Here is a 21,490-nt window from a genome sequence, read left to right as displayed (position 1 = left end):
GCGCGTTATTCCAGCGTGCCGAGCACCTCGTCCAGCCGCTCGACCAGCAGGTCGGCATGCTCGCGCGTGAACACCAGCGGCGGCCTGATCTTGAGCACGTTGCCCTGCGGCCCGGTCGCGCTCAGCAGCACCTGCCGCTGCCGCAGGCCGTTGACCACCTTGGCCGCCTGCGCAGTGGCCGGCGCGCGCGTAGTGCGGTCGGCCACGAGTTCGAGGCCGATGAAGAGGCCCGCGCCGCGCGCCTCGCCGACCAGTGCATGGCGCTGGCTGAGCGCGGCCAGGCGCTCGCGCAGGTAGTTGCCGATCTGCAGTGCGTTGTCCTGCAGGCCGTTGTGCTGGATCACGTCGAGCACGGCGGAGGCCGCGGCCATCGAGACGGGGTTGCCGCCGAAGGTGTTGAAGTAGCGGCTGGCTTGGCCGAAGGCTTTCATGACCTCGGGACGCACCGCCAGGCCCGCGACGGGGTGGCCGTTGCCCATGGGCTTGCCCATGGTCACCATGTCGGGCACCACGCCGTGGCGCAGGAAGCCCCAGAAGGCCTCGCCGGTGCGGCCGAAGCCGGGCTGTACCTCGTCGGCGATGAAGACGCCGCCCGCCGCATGGATCGCTTCCACCGCCTCGCGCAGGAATCCGGCCGGCGCGGTGAACACGCCGTCGCTGGAGAACACCGTGTCCACGAGCAACGCGGCGGGCGCGATGCCGTGCGCCTTCAGGTCGGCGATGGCCGCGCGCACGCCGTCGGCGAAGCGCTTGCCCGTCTCGGCATCTTCGCCCGCGGGCGCATCCACCAGCCGCACGTGCTCGCCCAGGCGCACGTACTGTCCCAGCGAGGGTGAGGCGCAGGCGATGGCCGAGGTCACGCCGTGGTAGGCGAAGCGGGTGACGATGAGGCCGGTGCCGCCCGTGTGCGCCGTGGCGATTCGCATGGCCAGGTCGTTGGCCTCGCTGCCGGTGCAGGTGAAGGTGGCGTGGCCGAGTTCGGGCGGCATGGTGGCGAGCAGCCGCTCCGCGTAGTCGAGGATGCCTTCGTGCAGATAGCGCGTGTGCGTGTTGAGCACCGACGCCTGTCGTGCGATGGCCTCGACCACCTCGGGCCGCGCGTGGCCCAGCGGCACCACGTTGTTGTAGGCGTCGAGCCAGGGCGTGCCGGCGGCGTCGTAGAGCCAGACGCCTTCGCCGCGCACGGGGTGGAAGGGCTCGTCGTAGAAGAGCCGGTAGGCCGGCCCGAGCAGGCGGGCGCGGCGTTCGAGCAGTTCGGCGGTGGGTTTCTCAGTCATGGATGGGTTCCGTGGGTTACGCGGTTTCAGCGGCGCGGCAGGCGATGCGGATGGCGTCCTGCACCTGTTCCGGCGTCAGCGTGGCGCAGGCCTGCAGCCGCGCCCAGGAGACGGCGTTGTTGCGCATGAGGTAAGGGGCGTTGTCGGGCTGGCGCGCCGCGCGCCAGCCGCTGATGGCGACCACCATCGCCAGCCGCGCGCGCACGAGGTCGAGCAGCGCATGGGTCTCGCCATCGGTCAGCGGCGAGACGGCGTGGTAGTCGGCCGCGAAGCGCGCGACGGTGGCGAGCGCGTCGCCCTGTTCGTCGATGTGGTACGAGGCCGCGACGGCCAGGTCGTCCACGAGCGGCGCATGCACCATGTCGCCGAAGTCGAGGATGCCCGCCACGCGCGCCGGCTCGTCCGGATCGACCAGCAGGTTGTAGAGGTTGAAGTCGTTGTGGATGGGCTGGCGGCGAAGCGCGACCAGCCTGGGCTTGGTGCGCTGCGCGAAGCCGTCGAGCGCGGCCTCGGCCAGCGCGCGGCGGGCGGGGTCGGCCACGTGCACCAGCAGCGCGCGCACGCGGTCGGCGCGCTGGATGTCCCAGGGCAGTTCGCGGGCACCGGCGGGGTGTTCGAAGCCGGCCAGCGCCAGGTCCAGCCGCGCGAGCATGCGGGCGACGCAGGTGCGCTGCGCCGCCGAGCGCGGCGCCTGCGGCATCGGCAGGCCTTCGAGGTAGCTGAAGAGGCGCGCCACGCGCGTGCGGCCCTCGGCGTCCTCGATCTGCACCGAGGCTGCGCCGTGGCGGTCCGGCAGCAGGCGCTGCACCGGAAGGCCGGGGTCCGTGCGTGCGAGGTGCAGCAGGGCCTGTGTCTGGAAGTCGGCGACCAGCGGGTCTTCGTCGGGATGCGAGAGCTTGAGCATGCAGCGCGCGCCGCCGTCTTCCGGCTCCAGCAGGAAGTTGGCGTCGCGCTCGCCGGTGAGCGGCTTGAGGCGGCCGCGCTTGCCGTACAGGCGCTGCAGCAGGTCCGCCGCCCAGTCCGTCGCGACGGGGGCGGGCGGCGAGGTCAGCACCGCCGCCTCGGGCAGGGCCGCCTTGATGGCGTCGTCGAGCGCTTGCGTCATCACGCCGCCTTCTCGAAACCGCCGAGCGCGCTGGCGAGGTTGCGGCCCAGGTCCTCCGACAGGTAGCCGCCTTCCTGCACCAGCACCGTGGGCAGCCCCAGGCGCGCGATCTCGCCGAGGATGCGGCCGAAACCCGCCGTGCTCACGGCCAGCGCCTGGTAGGGGTCGTTCTCGTGCGCGTCCAGGCCCAGGGCCACGACCAGCGCGCCGGGCGCGAAGGCGCGGATGGTCGCGTGCGCGGTCGCCAGCGCGGCGAGGAAGCCCTCGTCCTGCGTGCCGCGCGCCAGCGGCAGGTTCAGGTTGTAGCCCAGGCCTTCGCCTTCGCCGGTCTCGTGCGCATGGCCCGTGAAGAAGGGCGTGCAGAAATGCGGGTCGCCGTGCAGCGAGATCGTCAGCACGTCCTTGCGGCGCCAGAAGATGCCCTGCGTGCCGTTGCCGTGGTGCACGTCGATGTCGAGGATGGCCACGCGGTCGTACTTCTGGCGCAGGTGCTGCGCCGCGATGGCCGCATTGTTGAGGTAGGTGAAGCCGTTGGCGCGGTCGGCATAGGCGTGGTGGCCGGGCGGCCGGCACAGCGCGTAGGCCGCGCGTTCGCCGTCCAGCACGAGCTGCGCGGCATGCGTGGCCACGTGGGCCGACCACGTCGCGGCGTGCCAGGTGTGGCGGCCGATGGCGCAGGCCATGTCGCCCATGTGGTAGCCGGCCTGGCCGACCAGGCTGTCGGGGTAGGTGAAGGGCTGGCCCGGGAACGGATGCACGTTGGGCATGACTTCCTCCGAAGCGCCCTCGAGCTGCTGCCAGCGCTCCCAGGCGGTCTCCAGGAAGCGCAGGTACTGCGGCGTGTGGATGGCGGCGCGCGGGCCCGGGCCGTGGTCTTCGGGCGCGACGATGTCGTGGCCCTGCGCGCGTGCGGCGTTCAGCAGCAGGGTGCCCCGTTCGGGCTGCTCGTTGCTGCGCTTCATGCGCCCGCGCACGATGAACTGCTGCGGATCGTGGCCGGTGTGCTGGTCGCTGTAGATGACTTTCATGTCGGGCTTTCAATATTGGGGTTCGACGGTCCAGCTGATGGGAATCTCGGCGACGCTGGCCGAGGCCGGCAGTTCGAGCACCGTCCGCGCGATGCGGGCGACATCCTCGGGGCGCGTGGCCTGCCGCTGCTGCTCGGGCGGCAGGGCGGCCGCCATGTCGGTGGCGACGAAGCCGGGGCACAGGGCGGTGCAGCGCACGCGCGACTCGGCGCCGCAGTGCCGGATGCCGTGTGCCAGCGAAAGCACCGCCGCCTTGCTCAGCGCGTAGAGCGAGGCATCGGCCGTGCGCACACGCTTGGCCGCGAGCGAGGCCATCACCAGCACCTTGCCCTCGTCCGCGGCGAGCAGGTGCGCCCAGGCCTTGCGCGTGAGCCGCAGCGGCGACTTCACGTTGACTTCCAGCAGCCGGTCGACCTCCGCGTCGTCCGCATCGATGACCGAGCGCGTGCTGAGGATGCCGGCGTTGTGCACCAGCGCGTCGATGACGCCGAAGTCGCGCACGGTCGCGGCCACCCAGTCGGTCTCGCTGCGCCCGTCCTCGGCGTCGAAGCGATAGGCGCGCACCCGCGCGGGGTCGTGGCCGTCGAAGGCATCGGTGGCGCTGCGCGTGCCCACGCTCACGCGCCAGCCGTGCGCGAGCAGTTCGCGCACGATGGCCAGGCCGATGCCGCGGTTGCCTCCGCTGACCATGGCGACGCGGGGCAGCGGGCTCATCTCAGGTTTTGGTGAAGAGGCCGCGCACGTGGTCCTTGGCGGTCTCGAGGTGGTAGCGCAGCGCGTGCTCGACGGCACCGACGTCGCGCGCCATCATTGCCTTGGCGATGGGCCTGTGCGTCTCGGCCAGTGCCTTCAGGTCTCCGTAGCTGTCCTCGCTGAGAGCGAGGAACATGCGCACCTCGGTCTGCATGTTGTCGAACAGCCGGTGCAGGTAGTGGTTGCCCGACAGCGCGCTGATCGCGAAGTGGAAGTCCAGGTCGAGCGCCACCCGCTCGGGCGAAGAGAGCGTCTCGGCGCGCTCCACCATGTCGTCCACGCGCGCGTCGAGCTGGGCCAGTTCGGCGTCGGTGGCGTGCGTGCAGGCCAGCGACGCGCCCAGCAGCTCGAGCTGGATGCGCACCTCGTACAGGTCGTTGACCTGCTTGGGCGAAACCGTGCGCACCGCGAAGCCGTGGCGCGGGCGCGAGATCAGCAGCCCCAGGCTCTTCGAGCCGGCGGGCGGCCTCGCGCACCGGCGCGCGGCTCACGCCCATCTGCCGGGCCAGCTCGGCTTCGACGATGCGTTCGCCGGGCGCGATGCGGCCCGACAGGATGGCTTGCTGCAATTGCGCCTCTACCACGCCGACCAGGTCGGGCACCTGGATCGACGAGAAGGCGGGAGGGGTGGCGGCTTCGGGCCGGCTGGTGGTCATCGGAATTCCTTGTCTCGGTCTCTTGTCCGTATCATGCCGGCCCCTTCATGCCGCTCGCCCCGCGCCGGCTGCCGCCCGAACGGGCCAGGTAGACGCCCGCCACGGCGATCAGCGCCATGCCGGCCAGTGCCGGCCCATCGGGCGGGCGCTGGAACCACAGCGTGCTGATCAGCACCGCCAGCAGCAGCTGCACGTAGTTCAGGGGCGCCAGCGTGGCCGCGCCGACACGGCGGAACGCAGCCAGCAGCAAAAGCTGCGCGCTGCCGCTGACGGCGCCGCCGGCGACCAGGAGCGCCATCTCCGGCCAGGGCGGCAGCGTGACGTGCGGCATGAACAGCACGGGCAGGTTCGTGACGACCAGGCAGGCCAGCGCCATGTGCGCGAACTGCACGGGCGCCGGCACCAGCCCCGAGAGCCGCCGCGTGAGCACCTGGAAGAGCGCATAGCAGACGGCCGACACAGCCATCAGCAGCGTGCCCGCCAGCGGCAGGCTGCCGCCCGGCCGCACGATGCACAGCATGCCGACGAAGCCCAGCAGCACGGCAGTCCACTGCGCGCGGCCCACGCGCTCCTTGAGCAGCCAGGGCGAGAGCGCGACCATGATGAGCGGGGCGGTGAAGTAGATGGCCGTGGCCTCCGCCAGCGGCATGGTGACGAGCGCCGTCATGAAGCAGGTGGCCACGACGGCCAGCGCAACGCTTCGCGCGGACAGCAGCAACTGGTGCGGCTGGCGCCACAGGCGCAGGTCGCCGTGGCGCAGCAGCAGCACCAGCGCGATGACGCCGATCGCGCTGTAGCGGCCCAGGTTGACGACGGCCGGCGCATGCGTGGCCACCATCTGCTTGGCGAAGGCGTCGTACGCCGCGAACAGCACCAGCGCGCAGAGGAAGAGCGCGATGCCCCGGGCCGCGCTGTTCTCGCCGCGCTCGTCGCGTGCAAGGGAGACGGAGGCGCGTGCGGTGCTCATGCCGGCTGCGACCGTGTCGCTTCCGTCACCGCACCGGCACCGCGGCAGGCCGTCGCCGAGACGGTCATGCGCGAAGCCCTTCCAGGAACGCGTCGAGCGCGGCACCGATGGCCTCGACCATGTAGCCGCCTTCCTGCACCACGACCGTGGGCAGGCCCAGTGCGCGCACGCGCTCGCCTGCGAGGCGGAAGGCCTCCATGTCGAACTTGAGCACGCTGATCGGGTCGTCCTTGTAGGTGTCGAAGCCCAGCGGCAGCACCAGCGCCTGCGGCTGGAAGCGCTCGATGGCGGCGGTGGCCCGGTCCAGCGCCTGCGCGAACTCGGCGTTGCCGCTGCCGTGCGCCAGCGGCAGGTTCAGGTTGCAGCCCTCGCCCTCGCCGGTGCCGCGCTCGTGCGAGTAGCCCGTGTACCAGGGGTAGTAGCCGGACGGATCGGCGTGCGTGGAGACCGTCAGCACGTCGCCGCGCTCGTAGAAGATCTGCTGCGTGCCGTCGCCGTGGTGGGCGTCGATGTCGAGCACGGCCACGCGCGCATGGCGCCGGCGCAGCGTGGCGGCCGCGACGGCGCTGTTGTTCACGTAGCAGAAACCTCCCGCGCGCGCATGCTGGGCATGATGGCCCGAGGGCCTGCACAGCGCATAGGCGATGCCGCCGCCTTCGAGCACCGTTTCGGCCGCGGCCTGCGCCGCATGGGCCGAGCGCAACACCGAGCGCCAGGTGTGCGGACCGATCGGGCAGGCCAGGTCGCCGATGTACCAGCCGGTCTGCGCCACCACCGACGGCGAGGGGCAGGGCCCGGATCGCGCGCCGTGCGGCGAAAGGTTGGGCAGCACCTCGATGCCGGGCTCCAGGCCCGGGCCGCCGAGCTTCTGCCAGCGCGCGTAGGCGCTCTCCAGGAAGTCCAGGTAGTCGACGCTGTGCACCAGTTCCAGCGCGGCGCGGCCGGCCTCGGGCGGTGCGTCGACCGCGATGCCGCGCGCGGCGAGCGTGCCCATCAGCGCCTCGGCGCGCGTGGGCAGGTCGGCGGGCTTGCAGATGCGGCCCAGCCGCATGAACTGCTGCGGGTCGTGCAGCAGCTGGTCGTCGCTGAAGAAGGCCTGCATGCTCATCAGGCCTTCGTTTCCTGGTCGAAGCGGTCCATGGCGCGGCCCAGGCGCGCGAACAGGTCGTCCAGCTCGGCCCGCGTGATGATCAGCGGCGGGCACAGGCCGATGCTGTCGCCCATGGCGCGCACGATCAGGCCTTCTTCCAACGCCAGCGCCGCGAAGCGGTAGCCGGCCTTGCGGTCGGTGGCGAAGGGCGTGCGCGCGGCCTTGTCGGCCATGAGCTCGATGGCGCCGATCAGGCCCACGCCGCGCACGTTGCCCACCCAGGACCGTTCGGCGAAGGCGCGCAGCCCGGCCTGGAAGGCGGGGGCGAGCTCGCGCACGTGGTCGAGGATGCGCTCGTCCTCGTAGACCTTCAGCGTCTCCAGCGCCACCGCGCAGGCGACCGGGTGGCCCGAGTAGGTATAGCCGTGGCCGAAGCTGCCGAGCTTGCCGCTGTTGGCGGCGATGGCGCTGTGCACCTTCTCGTTGACCATGACGGCCGAGATCGGCACGTAGCCCGAGGACAGCGCCTTGGCGCAGCTCAGGATGTCGGGCTCGATGCCGAAGGTCGTGGAACCGAACATGTTGCCCGTGCGGCCGAAGCCGCAGATCACCTCGTCGGCGATCATGAGCACGCCGTACTTGCGCAGCACGGCCTGCACCTTCTCGAAGTAGCCGGCCGGCGGCACCAGCACGCCGCCCGCGCCCATCACCGGCTCGGCGATGAAGGCGGCCACGGTCTCGGGCCCTTCGGCCAGGATGGTCTGCTCAAGCTGTTGTGCGAGGCGGCTGGAGAAGTCCTGCTCCGTCTCGCCGGGTTCGGCGTAGCGGTAGTGGTGCGGGCAGTCCACGTGCAGGAAGCGCGCGGGCGCGGTGGCAATGGGCAGGTCGAAGTCGCGGTGGTTGCCTTCGAGCCCGCCCATGCTGGCGGCGGCCACGGTCACGCCGTGGTAGGCGTTGCGCCGCGCGATGATCTTCTTGCGCTGCGGCTGGCCGATGGCGTTGTGGTAGTACCAGACCATCTTCACCGCGCTGTCGTTGGCCTCGGAGCCCGAGTTGGCGAAGAACACGCGCGCCATGGGTGATGGCGCGAGCGCCAGCAGCCGCTCGGCCAGGTCGGCCACCGCCACGTTCGTGCGCTGGTTGAAGGTGTGGTAGTAGGGCAGGGTGTTCAGTGCTTTCGCGCCGGCCCCGGCCAGGCGCTTGTTGGAGAAGCCCAGCGAGGCGCACCACAGGCCCGACATGGCCTCCAGGTAGCGCCTGCCCTGCTCGTCGACGACGTGGATGCCGTCGCCTTCGACGATGACCAGCGGCGGCGTCTGCGGCAGCGCCGCCAGGTTGGTGTACGAATGCAGGTGGGTGGCGACGTCCTTGTCGCCGGTGCCGAGGGGTTCTGCCATGGGTGTCCTCTTTGAATGTCGGGCGCTGGAATAAGGCGGCTACAGGCTCGCCAGGTTGTCGTGGGTCTGCCGCGCGATGGCCTCGGGCCGGGTGCGCGTGGCGATGTGTGGCGTGACGATGATGCGCGGATGGCTCCAGAAGGGGTGGGCCGCCGGCAGCGGCTCCTCGATGAAGGCGTCCAGCACGGCCGATGCGATCTGGCCGCTCTCCAGCGCCGCGAGCAGGTCTTCCTGCACGAGGTGGGCGCCGCGCCCGGCGTTGACGAGGCGCGCGCCGCGCGGCAGTTGCGAGAACAGCGACGCGTCGAGGATGCCGCGCGTGTCGTCGGTCAGCGGCAGCAGGCAGACCAGGGTGTCGCAGCCGGCGAGGAACTCGGCGCGTGCCGCGTCGCCGTGGAAGGCCTCGATGCCCTCGGGCAGATCGCTCTTGGGGCTGCGGCTCCAGCCGCGCACCCGGTAGCCGATGGCGAGCAGCGCGCGTGCGACCGACTGGCCCAGCACGCCCAGGCCCGCGATGCCGACGCGGTGGTGCCGGGGTGGCTCGATGGGCGCTTCCTCCCAGGCCGCGCGGCGCTGGCTTTCAAGGTAGGAGCCCATGTGGCGCTGGCCGTGCACCACGGCCCACGCCACATAGGCGTTCATGCCGTCGGCCATGTCCGGGTCGACGATGCGGCGCACCGGCACGTCGGGCAGTGACGCATCGCGCGTGATGTGGTCGGTGCCCGCGCCCACCGACTGCACCAGCCGCAGGCGCGGCATGCGCGCGAGCAGCCCCGGCGGCGGCGACCAGCAGACCACGGCGTCGATCTCGCCGAGCGCGTCCAGCTCCTGCACCTCGGTGTCGATGCGGTGCAGCCGCGCCTGCGGAAAGCGTTCGCGGAAGGCGGGCCGAAGGTAGTCCATGGCGATCTGGTCCGAGACCAGTGCGATGTTCAGCGTCATGCAACCACCGCCTGTTCCGCGGCCGCCGCCGAGAGCCTTGGCTGCGCCTCGATCAGCGTGCGCGTGTACGCATGCTGCGGGTTCGCCAGCACCCTGGCGGTCTCGCCGTATTCGACGATCTCGCCGCGCTGCATCACGGCGATGTGGTCGCACATCTCGCCGGCCACGCGCAGGTCGTGCGTGATGAACACCATGGCCAGCTGGAAGCGCTCGCGCACCTCGGCGAAGAGCTTCAGCACCTGGGCCTGCACCGACACGTCGAGCGCGGAAACGGGCTCGTCGGCCACCAGCAGCTGCGGCTCCATGGCCAGAGCACGCGCGATGCCGATGCGCTGGCGCTGGCCGCCGGAGAACTCGTGCGGAAAGCGCTCCGCCGCGTCGGGCTTGAGGCCCACCAGCTCCAGCAGCTCCATCGCGCGGGCCATGGCCTGTGCCTTGGGCACGCCCTGGGCGATGGGGCCGGCCGCAATGGCCGGGCCGATGCGGTGGCGCGGGTTCAGCGAGGCATACGGGTCCTGGAACACCATCTGTATCTTGCCCTGCGACTGCGCCCGGAACTGCGCGCCCGACTGCAGCGTGCGGCCCTTGAACAGCACGCGGCCGTTATCGAAGGGCGCGAGGCCCACGATGCAGCGGCCCACGGTCGACTTGCCCGAGCCGGACTCTCCGACCAGCCCCAGCGTCTCGCCGCGGCGCAGCTCGAACGACAGGCCCTTGGCCGCCTCCACGCGCCGGCCCTTGCTGAACAGGCCGCCGCCGGTCACGTAGGTCTTGCGCAGCTCCTGCACCTGCAGCACGTGCTCGATGGGGCGCTGCTCGGAAGGCGCGCGCACCTGGCCGTTCGGAATGGCCGCGATGAGCTTGCGCGTGTAGGCATGCTGCGGCCGGGCCAGCACCGCGGCGGCCGGGCCGGCTTCGACCACCTCGCCGGTCTGCATCACGACCACCTGGTCGGCGATCTCGGAGACCACGCCGAAGTCGTGCGTGATGAACAGCACCGCCGTGCCCTTGCGCTGCTGCAGCTCGCGGATGAGCTTCAGGATCTGCGCCTGCGTGGTCACGTCCAGCGCGGTGGTGGGTTCGTCGCAGATCAGCAGGGCCGGCTCCAGCACCAGCGCGCAGGCGATCATCACGCGCTGGCGCTGCCCGCCGGACAGGCGGAACGGATAGCTGTCGATCAGCACCTCGGGCTCGGGCAGGCCGACGTCGGCGAGCGCCGCGAGGATGCGCTGGCGCTTCTGCGCGGCCGACAGCTTCACGTGGGCGTCGAACACCTCGGCGATCTGCTCGCCGATGCGCATGACCGGGTTCAGCGCCGTCATCGGCTCCTGGAACACCATGCCGATGCGCCGGCCGCGCAGGGTGCGAAGCTGCGTCTCGTCGAGCTGCAGCAGGTCCTGTCCGTCGAAGAGGATGCGGCCCGCCACGGGCTCCACGTGCGGCCGCGGCAGCAGGCCCATGATGGCGTTGGCGATCATCGATTTGCCGGAGCCCGATTCGCCGACCACGCACAGCGTCTGGCCCGGCAGCAGCTGCAGCGAAGCGCCCCGCACCGCCAGTTCGCGGTCTGCGCCCTGGGGCAGGCGGATGTCCAGGCCCTGGACGTCGAGCACGGGAAGAACGAGCTTTTCCATCTTCATTTGCCCCTCCCGTCGGCGCGCGCATTGAGGCCGTCGTTCAGGCCTTCGCCCACCAGGTTCAGCGCCAGCACCGTAAGCAGGATGGCCACGCCCGGGAACACCGCCATCCACCACGCCTGGCGCAGCACCGTGCGCGCCGAGCCGACCATGTAGCCCCAGCTCATCTGGTTCGGGTCGCCCAGGCCCAGGAAGCTCAGGCTGGACTCCAGCAGGATGGCCGTGGCCACCATCAGCGAGGCCATCACCACGATGGGCGAGGCGGCATTGGGCAGGATCTGCGTGAGGATGATGCGCGGCGTGGACTGGCCCGCCAGCTGGGCTGCCGCCACGAAGTCGCGCTGGCGCAGCGTGAGGAACTCGCTGCGCACCAGCCGTGCCACCGGCGGCCACGACACGATCGCGATGGCCGTGACGATCGACTGCACCGAGGGCTGGAAGATGGCCACCAGCACGATGGCCAGCGCGAAGCTCGGGATGGCCTGGAACAGCTCGGTGAAGCGCATCAGCGTGGCGTCGATCCAGCCGCCGAAGTAGCCCGAGACGGCGCCGATGCTCACGCCGATCAGCAGCGAGACCACGGTGGAGACCACGCCGATCAGCAGCGACACGCGCGCGCCGGTCACGATGCCCGAAAGGATGTCGCGGCCCATGGTGTCGGTGCCCAGCAGCAGGCCCTGTTCGGCCATGGGCGCCGCGAAGGGCGTGCCGACCATGTCCCAAGGGTTGTTCTGCGCGACGAAGGGCCCGAGGGCCGTGACCAGCGCCACCAGCATCAGCACGATCAGGCCGAAGACCGCGCCCTTGTTGCGGCTGAAGCGCCGCCAGAATTTGCTTTTCATGAGGGGCTCCTTGGCTCAGCTCAGCTCGATGCGGGGATCGACGAGCGTGTAGACGAAGTCGGTGATCAGGTTGAACAGCACGGCCATGGCCGCGGTGAACAGGAAGCAGCCGAGCAGCAGGTTGTAGTCGCGCTGCAGCAGCGCGTCGAACATGAGTCGGCCGATGCCGGGCCAGGCGAACACCGTCTCGGTGAGCACGGCGCCGCCGATCATTCCGCCGGCCTGGATGCCCGCGAGCGTGACCACTGGCAGCAGCGCGTTGCGCAGGATGTGCTTGCGCTGGATGCGCCCGGGCGCCACGCCCTTGGCGCGCGCGGTCTTCACGAAGTCCATCTGCGCGACTTCGAGCATGGAGGCGCGTGTCATGCGCGCATAGACCGCCATGTAGAACAGCGCCAGCGTGAGCGAAGGCAGGATCAGGTGCTTGGCGATGTCGAGCGCCTTGTCGATGCCCGTGAGGTCCGCGCCCACGGTGAAGAAGCCGAATGCGGGCAGCAGGTCGAGCTGCACCGTGAAGAGCAGCACCGCCATCATCGCCAGCCAGTACAGCGGCGTGGCGTAGAAGACCAGCGCGACCACGGTGATGAGGCTGTCCTGCCATTTGCCCGCGTTGCGGCTGGCCAGCGCCCCCAGCACGATGCCGAACAGCAGCGAGAGCCCGAAGGCCGTGCCCGTCAGCAGCAGCGTGGCTGGCAGGCGCTGCAGGATCAGGTCGACCACCGGCTGCTGCTGGCGGTAGGAGAAGCCCAGGTCGAGCTTGAGCACGTGGCCCAGGTAGTTGCCGAGCTGCACGGGCAGCGGCTGGTCGAGGCCGAACTGCTGGCGCAGCTGGGCCACGAACTGCGCGTCGGACGCGCCGGCCTCGCCGGCCATGACGGACACCGGATCGCCCGGCGCCGCGCGAACCAGCAGGAAGTTGACGGTGGCGATCACCAGCAGGGCCATCAGGCCCTGCAGCAGACGCACGGACATGAACTGCAGTCGTTTCATGGCAAGCTCGATTCGGGCATGCGGTGGCCCGGCCCATCAGGTCGGCATGGCCCGGCGCCGCATGCCGGGGAGGGAGGTCAGGCCAGCTTCACGCGGCCCAGGCTGTCGTTCAGGCCGATGCCGGAGGACACCACGTTCTGGATCTTGGTGCGGTACAGCGTCGGGAAGTTGATCTCGTGCAGCCAGGCCACGGGCACCTCGTCGACCAGCAGCTTCTGCACTTCCAGGTAGATCGCACGGCGCTTGGCGGGGTCGCTCTCGCGCGCGCCGGCGGCGAACAGCTCGTCGACCTTGGGGTTGCTGTAGCCCGCCACGTTGTTGAAGGGCGAGCCCTTGGCGATGTTGTCGCTGGTGTAGTTGCGACCCACGCCGAGCGCCGGGTCGCCGTACTGGTAGACGTAGGTGAAGGCCAGGTCGAAGTCCCACTCGCTGTTGCGCTGGTTCCAGCCGGCCACGTCGGTGGCGAGCATCTCGATCTTGATGCCGGCCTGCGTGAGGTTCTGGCGCACGATCTCGGCCTGGCGCTGCCAGGATTCGCCATAGGGCAGCGGCAGCAGGCGCAGCGTCTCGCCCTTGTAGCCCGACTCGGACAGCAGCTTCTTGGCCTTGGCGAGGTCGCGCGGGTACTTGGCGACGTCGTCGCTGGCGTAGGCGATGTGGCTGTTGAAGGGGCCCGTGGCCGGCTTGGCGTAGCCGTACCAGGCGACCTTGGCCATGGCTTCGCGGTCGATGGCGGTCCACACGGCCTGGCGGAACTTCACGTTGTTCATGGGCGCCGTGCGGTTGTTCATCCACAGCCAGCTGTGCGGCGCGAAGAACTCCCAGCCCTTGGTGGTGACGGCCGCGCCCGGCAGCTTGGCCAGCCGGCCCACGTCGAAGTACTCCACCGTGCCGCCCGGTGCGATGTCGACCTTGCCCGACTCGAAAGCCGCGGCGCGCGCTGCCGCGTCGGGGATCACGTGGAAATACACGCTCTCCACGCCCACGACGCCGGGCTGGTGGTAGTTCTCGTTGGCCACGAGGTTGATGTAGGAGCCCTTGACCCATTCCTTGAACTTGAGCGGGCCCGTGCCGATAGGCGTGGCGTTGGCGGGGTTGGTCGCGAAGTCGGTGCCTTCGTAGATGTGCTTGGGCACCATCGGCATGGTGCCGTTCTCGAAGATGCCCATGAAGGGGCCGAAGGGCTGCTTGAGCTTGAACTCCACGGTGAGCGGGTCGAGCGCCTTGATCGATTCCACCTGCGCCAGGCTTGCGCGGAAGCGCGCATGCGTCTTGCGCAGGAACACGTCGCACGAGAACACCACGTCGTCGGCCGAGAAGGGCTTGCCGTCGTGCCACTTGACGTTGGGCTTGAGCTTGAAGACGTAGGTCTTGCTGTCCGCGCTCACGGTCCAGGAGGTGGCGAGCTGCGGCTGCGGCTCGAGCTTCTCGTTGTAGCGCAGCAGGCCTTCGTAGATGTTGCCGGCGATCAGCTGCGTGGGACCGTTCTGCACGATGCCCATCATCAGGCCGGGCGGCTCGGGCTGGACCAGCACGTTGACGACACCCTTCTTGCCTTGCGCCAGGCTGTGCAGGGGCACCCCGGCGATGGACAGGCCTAGGGCGGCGGAGCCGGCTTGGATCAGGTTGCGGCGTTTCATCGGAGCGGACCTTTCGAAGTGGGTAGGGCAGTGAAGAACGGGTGAATCTCAGTCGCGGAACGAGGCCGGGCTGGGCGGGGCCAGGCGCTGAAGGAGCGCGCGCCATTCGCGCGCATAGGGGTCGTTGGGCGCGGAGGCCAGGCGGTTGGTGTCGCCGCTTTCGTACTGGCGCGCGGTCAGCTCGCAGACTTCCTCGGGCACCGGGTGCACGGCCTGGCCGGTGCCCTGGATGGCGACCTGCACGCGGCAGGCGCGCTCCAGGTTGTGCATCAGGATGAAGGCCTCGGCCACGCTGCGGCCCAGCGTGATCAGGCCGTGGTTGCGCAGGATCAGTGCGCGGGAAGTCGGGCCCAGGTCGGCGACCAGGCGCTCGCGCTCCTCATGGTTGAGCGCGATCCCTTCGAACTCGTGATACGTCACGCGGTTGTGAAACTGCAGCGCCCACTGGTTGCACGGCTGCAGCCCGCCGGCCAGCGAAGACACGGCGACGCTGGCGACGGTATGGGTGTGCAGCACGCAGACCGCGTCATGGCGCGCGGCATGCACGGCGCTGTGGATCGTGAAGCCGGCCGGGTTCACGTCGTACTCGGAGGGCTCGACGATGTTGCCGTCCAGGTCGATCTTCACGAGCGAGGACGCCGTGATGTCGCGAAACAGCATGCCGAAGGGGTTGATCAGGAACTGGTCCGTGGTGCCGGGCACGCGGGCGGAGATGTGGGTATAGATGCTGTCGTCCATCCCATAGAGGGCGACGAGCCGGTAGGCGGCTGCCAGGTCCTGCCGGAGCTGGCGCTCCGCTGGCGTCATGGGAGGGCGGGCGCTGCCGCGTACGTCCGGGATGCTTCGTTCTGCTGTTTCCATTGAATCTCCGAAGATCGACTGTCAGCTGTCGACAGTATTCATCTTGCAGGTTGCGTGCCAGCTCAGATATCGGCGAAAACCCGGAAATTGGCGGCAGATGGCGCCTCAGCCGGCCTCGCGTGCACCGCGAGCGGGCGCGGCTATCGATTTGCGTGCAAGCCGTGCAGCGCCGCTGGCACGGATGCGTCCGCGCCAGCGCATTACAAATATCTTGTCGGCCGAAAGGCTCAGTGCTCCGACGCTGCCTTATAATCACGAAAAAGCACGATCGTTCTTTTTTATGGCGCCAGCGCCGGCGGGAAGAATGGAGAGGCGGCAAAGGTCGCGCCCTAGAATGACCGGTTTGCCCTCGAAGCCCCCTTTTTTTGCAATCCAATGGAGTCAAGTCAATGAAGGTTCTTGTGCCTGTCAAACGGGTCGTCGATTACAACGTGAAGGTGCGCGTGAAGAGCGACGGCACCGGAGTGGACATTGCCAACGTCAAGATGAGCATGAACCCCTTCGACGAGATCGCCGTTGAAGAAGCCGTGCGGCTGAAGGAAAAGGGCGTGGTCACCGAAGTCATCGCTGTTTCGTGCGGCGACGCCAAGAGCCAGGAAACCCTGCGCACCGCCATGGCCATCGGCGCCGACCGCGGCATCCTGGTGGAAACCGCCGAAGAACTGCAGCCTCTGGCCGTGGCCAAGCTGCTGAAGGCGCTGGTCGACAAGGAACAGCCCTCGCTCATCATCCTCGGCAAGCAGGCCATCGACGACGACGCCAACCAGACGGGCCAGATGCTGGCTGCGCTGGCCGATCTTCCCCAGGCCACCTTTGCCTCGAAGGTCGAAGTTGCTGGCGACAAGGCCACGGTGACCCGCGAAGTCGACGGCGGCCTGGAGACCGTGGCGCTCACGCTGCCCGCGGTCATCACCACCGACCTGCGCCTGAACGAGCCGCGCTATGTGACGCTGCCGAACATCATGAAGGCCAAGAAGAAGCAGCTCGACACGGTCAAGCCTGAAGACCTGGGCGTGGACGTGAAGCCCCGCCTGAAGACCCTGAAGGTCGCGGAGCCGCCGAAGCGTGGTGCCGGCATCAAGGTGCCGGACGTCGCCACCCTGGTGGACAAGCTGAAGAACGAAGCCAAAGTGATCTGAGGAAGAAAACGAACATGACCGCACTCGTCATTGCCGAACACGACCACGCCAGCATCAAGCCGGCCACCCTCAACACCGTGACCGCAGCCCTGGCCTGCGGCGGCGACGTCCACGTGCTCGTGGCTGGCGCCAATGCAGCAGAAGCAGCCAAGGCAGCCGCCCAGATCGCCGGTGTCTCCAAGGTCATCGCAGCCGACAGCCCCAGCCTCGCTGAAAACCTCGCCGAGAACGTCGCTGCCCAGGTGCTCGCCATCGCCGGCAGCTACAGCCACATCCTGTTCCCCTCGACCGCCAACGGCAAGAACGTCGCTCCGCGCGTGGCCGCCAAGCTGGACGTGGCGCAGATCAGCGACATCACGGCCGTGGTGAGCGCAGACACCTTCGAGCGTCCGATCTACGCCGGCAACGCCATCGCCACCGTGCAGAGCAGCGACGCGACCAAGGTGATCACCGTTCGCACGACCGGTTTCGATGCCGCAGCAGCCACCGGTGGCAGCGCAGCCGTCGAATCGGCGGAAGGCGTGGCAGACAGCGGCAAGAGCAGCTTCGTGGGCCGTGAAGTCACCAAGAGCGAGCGTCCCGAACTGACGGCTGCCAAGATCATCGTCTCCGGCGGCCGTGCCCTGGGCAGCGCCGAGAAGTTCACCGAGGTGATGGCCCCCCTGGCCGACAAGCTCAACGCTGGCCTCGGCGCCAGCCGTGCAGCCGTCGACGCGGGCTACGCCCCCAACGACTGGCAGGTGGGCCAGACGGGCAAGATCGTCGCGCCGCAGCTGTACATCGCAGCGGGCATCTCGGGCGCGATCCAGCATCTGGCCGGCATGAAGGACTCCAAGGTGATCGTGGCGATCAACAAGGACGAAGAAGCGCCGATCTTCTCGGTGGCCGACTACGGCCTCGTGGCCGACCTGTTCACGGCCGTGCCGGAACTGGTGAAGGCGCTCTGATCGCATCGCTGCACTGAGCCAGAGGGCATCGTTCGCGATGCCCTTTTCGTATCCGCTATATCTGGAGACATGAAATGAGCTACACCGCCCCCATCAAGGACATGCTGTTCGACATCGAACACCTGGCCAACATCGGCGAGATCGCGAAGCTGCCGGGCTTCGAGGATGCCGGCCTCGAAACCGCACAGGCCGTGCTCGAAGAATGCGCGCGCTTCAACCAGGACGTGATCGCGCCGCTGAACGTGGCGGGCGACCGCAATCCCTCGTCGTTCAAGGATGGCGCGGTCACCACCACGCCGGGCTTCAAGGAAGCCTTCGCGCAGTACGTGGCGGGCGGGTGGCAGGGCCTGCAGCATCCGGCGGATTTCGGCGGCCAGGGCCTGCCCAAGACCATCGGCGCGGCCTGCGGCGAGATGCTCAACTCGGCCAACATGAGCTTCGCGTTGTGCCCGCTGCTGAGCGACGGCGCCATCGAGGCGCTGCTCACGGCCGGCTCCGACGAACTCAAGGCAACCTACCTCGAGAAGCTCGTGAGCGGCCAGTGGACCGGCACGATGAACCTCACCGAGCCGCAGGCCGGCAGCGACCTCGCCATGGTGCGCAGCCGCGCCGAGCCGCAGCCCGACGGCACTTACAAGGTGTTCGGCACCAAGATCTTCATCACCTACGGCGAGCACGACATGGCGGAGAACATCGTGCACCTGGTGCTCGCCCGCGTGGCCGGCGCGCCAGAAGGCGTGAAGGGCATCAGCCTGTTCGTCGTGCCGAAGTTCCTGGTGAACAAGGACGGCTCGCTCGGCGAGCGCAACGACGTGCACTGCGTGAGCATCGAGCACAAGATGGGCATCAAGGCATCGCCCACGGCCGTTCTGCAATATGGCGACCACGGCGGTGCCATCGGATATCTCGTGGGCCAGGAAAACCGCGGCCTCGAGTACATGTTCATCATGATGAACTCGGCCCGCTACGCGGTGGGCATGCAGGGCATCGCGATCGCCGAGCGCGCTTACCAGCACGCCGTGGCCTACGCGAAGGAGCGCGTGCAGAGCCGCCCGGTGGACGGCTCCATCAACACCAGCGCGCCGATCATCCATCACCCCGACGTCAAGCGCATGCTGATGACGATGCGCGCCTACACCGAAGGCTGCCGCGCGATGTCCAGCGTGGCGGCTGCCGCCTACGACGCCGCGCACCATCACCCTGACGCCGACGCGCGCAAGCAGAACCAGGCCTTCTACGAATTCATGGTGCCGCTGGTGAAGGGCTACAGCACCGAGATGAGCCTCGAAGTGGCCTCGCTGGGCGTGCAGGTGCACGGCGGCATGGGCTTCATCGAGGAGACCGGCGCGGCGCAGTACTACCGCGATGCCAAGATCCTGACGATCTACGAAGGCACCACCGCCATTCAGGCCAACGACCTCGTGGGCCGCAAGACGGCGCGCGACGGTGGCCAGACGGCGAAGGCGATCGCCGCGCAGATCGAGAAGACCGAGGCCGAGCTGGCCAAGCTCGACAACCCCGCTGCGGCGGCCGTGCTCAAGCGCCTGAAGGCCGCGCGCGAGGCCTTCGTCGAGGTGGTCGATTTCGTGGCGGGCCAGACCAAGGCCTCGCCCAACGCGGTGTTCGCGGGCAGCGTGCCCTACCTGATGCTCGCGGGCAACCTCGTGGCCGGCTGGCAGCTCGCGCGCTCGCTGATCATTGCGCAGGACCTCGCCTCGCGCAGCTTCGACACCGACTTCATGCTGGCGAAGATCGCCACCGCGCGCTTCTACGCCGAGCACATCCTCAACAAGGTGCTGGGCATCCGCGACAGCATCGTCGACGGTGCCGAGAGCGTGACGGCGCTGGCGCTCGAGGCTTTCTGATGCACTTGCTGCTGTCGCCCATCTGACGGGCGATGGCGGCTTCTCTCTCTTATAAAACCAATCCATTTCCGGAGACGACATGTCCAAGCTGCCCCCCGTACTGGCGAACCTGCCGCTGCCGATCATCGGCTCGCCGCTGTTCATCATCAGCAACCCCAAGCTCGTGATCGCGCAATGCAAGGCGGGCGTGGTCGGCTCGATGCCGGCGCTCAACGCGCGCCCCGCCGCGCAGCTGGAAGACTGGCTCGCCGAGATCACCGAGGAACTGGCGGCCTACAACAAGGCCAACCCCGACAAGCCCGCGGCACCCTTCGCCATCAACCAGATCGTGCACAAGAGCAATGACCGGCTCGAGCACGACATGGAGATGGTCGTGAAATACAAGGTGCCGATCGTCATCACCTCGCTGGGCGCGCGCACCGACGTGAACGACGCGGTGCACAGCTACGGCGGCGTGACGCTGCACGACATCATCAACAACAAGTTCGCGCAGAAAGCGATCGAGAAGGGCGCCGACGGCATCATCGCCGTGGCGGCCGGTGCCGGCGGCCATGCGGGCGTGAAGAGCCCGTTCGCGCTGGTGCAGGAAATCCGCCAGTGGTTCGACGGCCCGATCGCGCTGTCGGGCTCCATCGCCACCGGCGGCGCGGTGCTGGCTGCGCAGGCCATGGGCGCCGACTTCGCCTACATCGGCACGGCCTTCATCGCCACCGAGGAAGCGCGTGCGAGCGACGACTACAAGCAGGCCATCGTCGACGGCACCTCGGACGACATCGTCTATTCGAGCCTCTTCACCGGTGTGCACGGCAACTACCTGGCACCCAGCATCGTCAAGGCGGGCATGGACCCGAACAACCTGCCCGAAGGTGATGTGAAGACCATGAACTTCGGCGGCGGCGAAGGCAGCAAGGCCAAGGCCTGGAAGGACATCTGGGGCTCGGGCCAGGGCATCGGCGCGGTCACCGAAGTGGCCACCGCCGGCGCATTCATCGAGAAGCTCAAGCGCGAATACCAGGAGGCAAGGCAGCGGCTCGCGCTGTGACTGCCTTGACCAACGGCGCCGCGCCTGCCACGCGCGCGGCGCCGTCGTCTTCCGCGGGGCGCATGCCGCTGCTCGATGCGGCAAAGGGCATCGCGTGCGCCGTGATCGTGGGGCACCATCTCTCGCGCTACGGTCCGATGCCGGCCGGCGCGTACGCGCTCGCGCCCGATTTCTTCGCCTGGCTGGCCGATGAGGGCCGGCTGGCGGTGCAGGTGTTCCTGGTGATCGCCGGCTTCCTGGCGGCCGCCAGCCTCGCGCCCGATGGAACGCTGCGCGTGGAGCGGCCGGTGGCGCGCATTCTGCAGCGCTATGGACGGCTCGTGATGCCGTACCTCGCCGCGCTCACGGTGTGCGTGATCGTCGCTGCCGTCGTGCGGCCGTGGCTCGACGAAGAAGTGGTACCGGCGTCGCCGACCTTCGGTCAACTGGTTGCCCACGGCTTGCTGCTGCAGGACCTGCTGGGCTACGAGTCGCTTTCCACGGGCGTCTGGTACGTGGCCATCGACTTCCAGCTGTTCGCGCTGGCCCTGGCGCTGGTCGGGCTGCCGTCGATGCTGCAGCGCGCGGGTGGTGCCGTGCCGCAGGGCCTGCGGGCGCGATGGCTGCCGGTGGCGCTGGTCTTCGGACTGGCGGTGGCTTCGCTCGTGCTCTTCAACCGCAATGCGGGGCTGGACGACACGGCCTTCTATTTCTTCGGCACCTACGGGCTGGGCATGCTGGTGTTCTGGATCGGACGCGCGACGCGGTTCAGCGTCTGGCAGAGCGGAATCGCATTGCTGGCGCTGATAGGAGCGGGCGCGCTGGCCATCGACTGGCGCAGCCGCATCGCGACGGCGCTGGTCACGGCGCTGCTGATCGCCGTTGCGCAACGGCGGAACTGGCTGTCGCCGAAGCACTGGCCGGCGGCCGCCATGCCTCTGGTGCGGCTGGGGCGCATGTCGTATTCGCTCTTTCTCATCCACTTCCCGGTGCTGCTCGCCATGAACGCGGCGGTTGCGAATGCGGGGCCGCACGGCTCGTGGTTCGATGCTTGCGGCCTCGTCGCGACCTTCGGTCTTTCGGTGGTCGCGGCGGCACTGCTCTACCGCTGGGTGGAGGCGCGCCCGGCTTCCTGGCGGGCGGTGTTCACGCTGTTCGCCGCGCTGCTGGTCAGTGGAATAGTCGTTTCTCATTAAAGGACGGGCGCGCCGGCGCAGGCGCACCGCCCAAATCTTCCTGAACCGGTTGCCTTCGGGCACCGCAGCGTGCAGTCTGCGGGCTCGTCAGTTGCTCCCATCTCCGGTATGATTGTGGAAATTTCAGTAAATACTGA

Annotated in this window: 19 protein-coding genes and 1 pseudogene; 5 read left to right on the top strand and 15 right to left on the bottom strand. The window is 68.9% G+C overall.

The genetic code is table 11. The annotated features are described in order from the left end of the window. Positions 1-5 precede the first annotated feature (5 nt). From ACHMXA_RS22375 to ACHMXA_RS22305, 15 genes and pseudogenes are all read right to left on the bottom strand, one after another. Complete coding sequence (locus ACHMXA_RS22375) at positions 6-1,277, bottom strand: aspartate aminotransferase family protein (protein ID WP_395316382.1); 1,272 nt, start codon at positions 1,275-1,277, stop codon at positions 6-8. Between the two features lie 16 nt (positions 1,278-1,293). Further along, on the bottom strand, positions 1,294-2,382 hold the full coding sequence (locus ACHMXA_RS22370) for a phosphotransferase (protein WP_395316381.1): 1,089 nt from the start codon (positions 2,380-2,382) through the stop codon (positions 1,294-1,296). After that, positions 2,382-3,410, bottom strand: a complete 1,029-nt coding sequence (locus ACHMXA_RS22365; RefSeq protein ID WP_395316380.1) for a histone deacetylase family protein — start codon at positions 3,408-3,410, stop codon at positions 2,382-2,384. Before ACHMXA_RS22365 ends, ACHMXA_RS22370 begins: the two co-directional genes overlap by 1 nt. Before the next feature lie 9 nt (positions 3,411-3,419). Then, complete coding sequence (locus ACHMXA_RS22360) at positions 3,420-4,124, bottom strand: SDR family NAD(P)-dependent oxidoreductase (RefSeq protein ID WP_395316379.1); 705 nt, start codon at positions 4,122-4,124, stop codon at positions 3,420-3,422. 1 nt (position 4,125) lies between these two features. Beyond that, a complete protein-coding gene (locus ACHMXA_RS22355; RefSeq protein WP_395316378.1) occupies positions 4,126-4,569 on the bottom strand; it encodes a GntR family transcriptional regulator in 444 nt (147 codons plus the stop codon). A 91-nt stretch (positions 4,570-4,660) separates the two neighbouring features. Beyond that, positions 4,661-4,819: pseudogene (locus ACHMXA_RS22350) on the bottom strand (GntR family transcriptional regulator); the annotation flags it as partial. 31 nt (positions 4,820-4,850) lie between these two features. Beyond that, on the bottom strand, positions 4,851-5,786 hold the full coding sequence (locus ACHMXA_RS22345) for a DMT family transporter (RefSeq protein ID WP_395316377.1): 936 nt from the start codon (positions 5,784-5,786) through the stop codon (positions 4,851-4,853). A 64-nt stretch (positions 5,787-5,850) separates the two neighbouring features. Then, the gene (locus ACHMXA_RS22340; RefSeq protein WP_395321351.1) at positions 5,851-6,888 is read right to left on the bottom strand and encodes a histone deacetylase family protein; all 1,038 of its coding nucleotides are present in this window, start codon (positions 6,886-6,888) and stop codon (positions 5,851-5,853) included. 5 nt (positions 6,889-6,893) lie between these two features. Next, positions 6,894-8,273, bottom strand: a complete 1,380-nt coding sequence (locus ACHMXA_RS22335) for an aminotransferase (protein ID WP_395316376.1) — start codon at positions 8,271-8,273, stop codon at positions 6,894-6,896. A 39-nt stretch (positions 8,274-8,312) separates the two neighbouring features. Next, entirely contained in the window at positions 8,313-9,215 is a 903-nt protein-coding gene (locus ACHMXA_RS22330) for a glyoxylate/hydroxypyruvate reductase A (protein WP_176668255.1), read from the bottom strand. Next, the gene (locus ACHMXA_RS22325; RefSeq protein ID WP_176668347.1) at positions 9,212-10,849 is read right to left on the bottom strand and encodes an ABC transporter ATP-binding protein; all 1,638 of its coding nucleotides are present in this window, start codon (positions 10,847-10,849) and stop codon (positions 9,212-9,214) included. The genes ACHMXA_RS22330 and ACHMXA_RS22325 overlap by 4 nt, the downstream gene beginning before the upstream one ends. A gap of 2 nt (positions 10,850-10,851) precedes the next feature. Next, positions 10,852-11,694 (bottom strand): ABC transporter permease, encoded by an 843-nt coding sequence (locus ACHMXA_RS22320; RefSeq protein WP_019656076.1) that lies wholly within the window; start codon positions 11,692-11,694, stop codon positions 10,852-10,854. A gap of 15 nt (positions 11,695-11,709) precedes the next feature. Continuing rightward, complete coding sequence (locus ACHMXA_RS22315) at positions 11,710-12,684, bottom strand: ABC transporter permease (RefSeq protein WP_019656077.1); 975 nt, start codon at positions 12,682-12,684, stop codon at positions 11,710-11,712. Positions 12,685-12,761: 77 nt separating this feature from the next. Next, positions 12,762-14,324 (bottom strand): ABC transporter substrate-binding protein, encoded by a 1,563-nt coding sequence (locus ACHMXA_RS22310; RefSeq protein ID WP_176668256.1) that lies wholly within the window; start codon positions 14,322-14,324, stop codon positions 12,762-12,764. Between the two features lie 48 nt (positions 14,325-14,372). Continuing rightward, the gene (locus ACHMXA_RS22305) at positions 14,373-15,131 is read right to left on the bottom strand and encodes a class II aldolase/adducin family protein (RefSeq protein WP_176668257.1); all 759 of its coding nucleotides are present in this window, start codon (positions 15,129-15,131) and stop codon (positions 14,373-14,375) included. A gap of 443 nt (positions 15,132-15,574) precedes the next feature. Here ACHMXA_RS22305 and ACHMXA_RS22300 point away from each other — a divergent pair, with 443 nt between their 5' ends. The 5 genes from ACHMXA_RS22300 (at position 15,575) to ACHMXA_RS22280 (ending at position 21,353) form a co-directional block, all read left to right on the top strand. Next, entirely contained in the window at positions 15,575-16,324 is a 750-nt protein-coding gene (locus tag ACHMXA_RS22300) for an electron transfer flavoprotein subunit beta/FixA family protein (protein ID WP_145761708.1), read from the top strand. 14 nt (positions 16,325-16,338) lie between these two features. Further along, positions 16,339-17,271 (top strand): electron transfer flavoprotein subunit alpha/FixB family protein, encoded by a 933-nt coding sequence (locus tag ACHMXA_RS22295; protein ID WP_176668258.1) that lies wholly within the window; start codon positions 16,339-16,341, stop codon positions 17,269-17,271. 74 nt (positions 17,272-17,345) lie between these two features. Continuing rightward, the gene (locus ACHMXA_RS22290; protein ID WP_176668259.1) at positions 17,346-19,136 is read left to right on the top strand and encodes an acyl-CoA dehydrogenase; all 1,791 of its coding nucleotides are present in this window, start codon (positions 17,346-17,348) and stop codon (positions 19,134-19,136) included. Between the two features lie 79 nt (positions 19,137-19,215). Continuing rightward, complete coding sequence (locus ACHMXA_RS22285; RefSeq protein ID WP_176668260.1) at positions 19,216-20,178, top strand: nitronate monooxygenase family protein; 963 nt, start codon at positions 19,216-19,218, stop codon at positions 20,176-20,178. 62 nt (positions 20,179-20,240) lie between these two features. Next, positions 20,241-21,353, top strand: a complete 1,113-nt coding sequence (locus tag ACHMXA_RS22280; RefSeq protein WP_176668348.1) for an acyltransferase — start codon at positions 20,241-20,243, stop codon at positions 21,351-21,353. Positions 21,354-21,490: the final 137 nt, after the last annotated feature.

This window comes from Variovorax sp. UC74_104, assembly GCF_044055375.1.
Taxonomy (GTDB): domain Bacteria; phylum Pseudomonadota; class Gammaproteobacteria; order Burkholderiales; family Burkholderiaceae_C; genus Variovorax.
The sequence above is the reverse complement of the archived record's forward strand: the minus strand, read 5'-3'. Positions and strand labels throughout refer to the sequence as shown.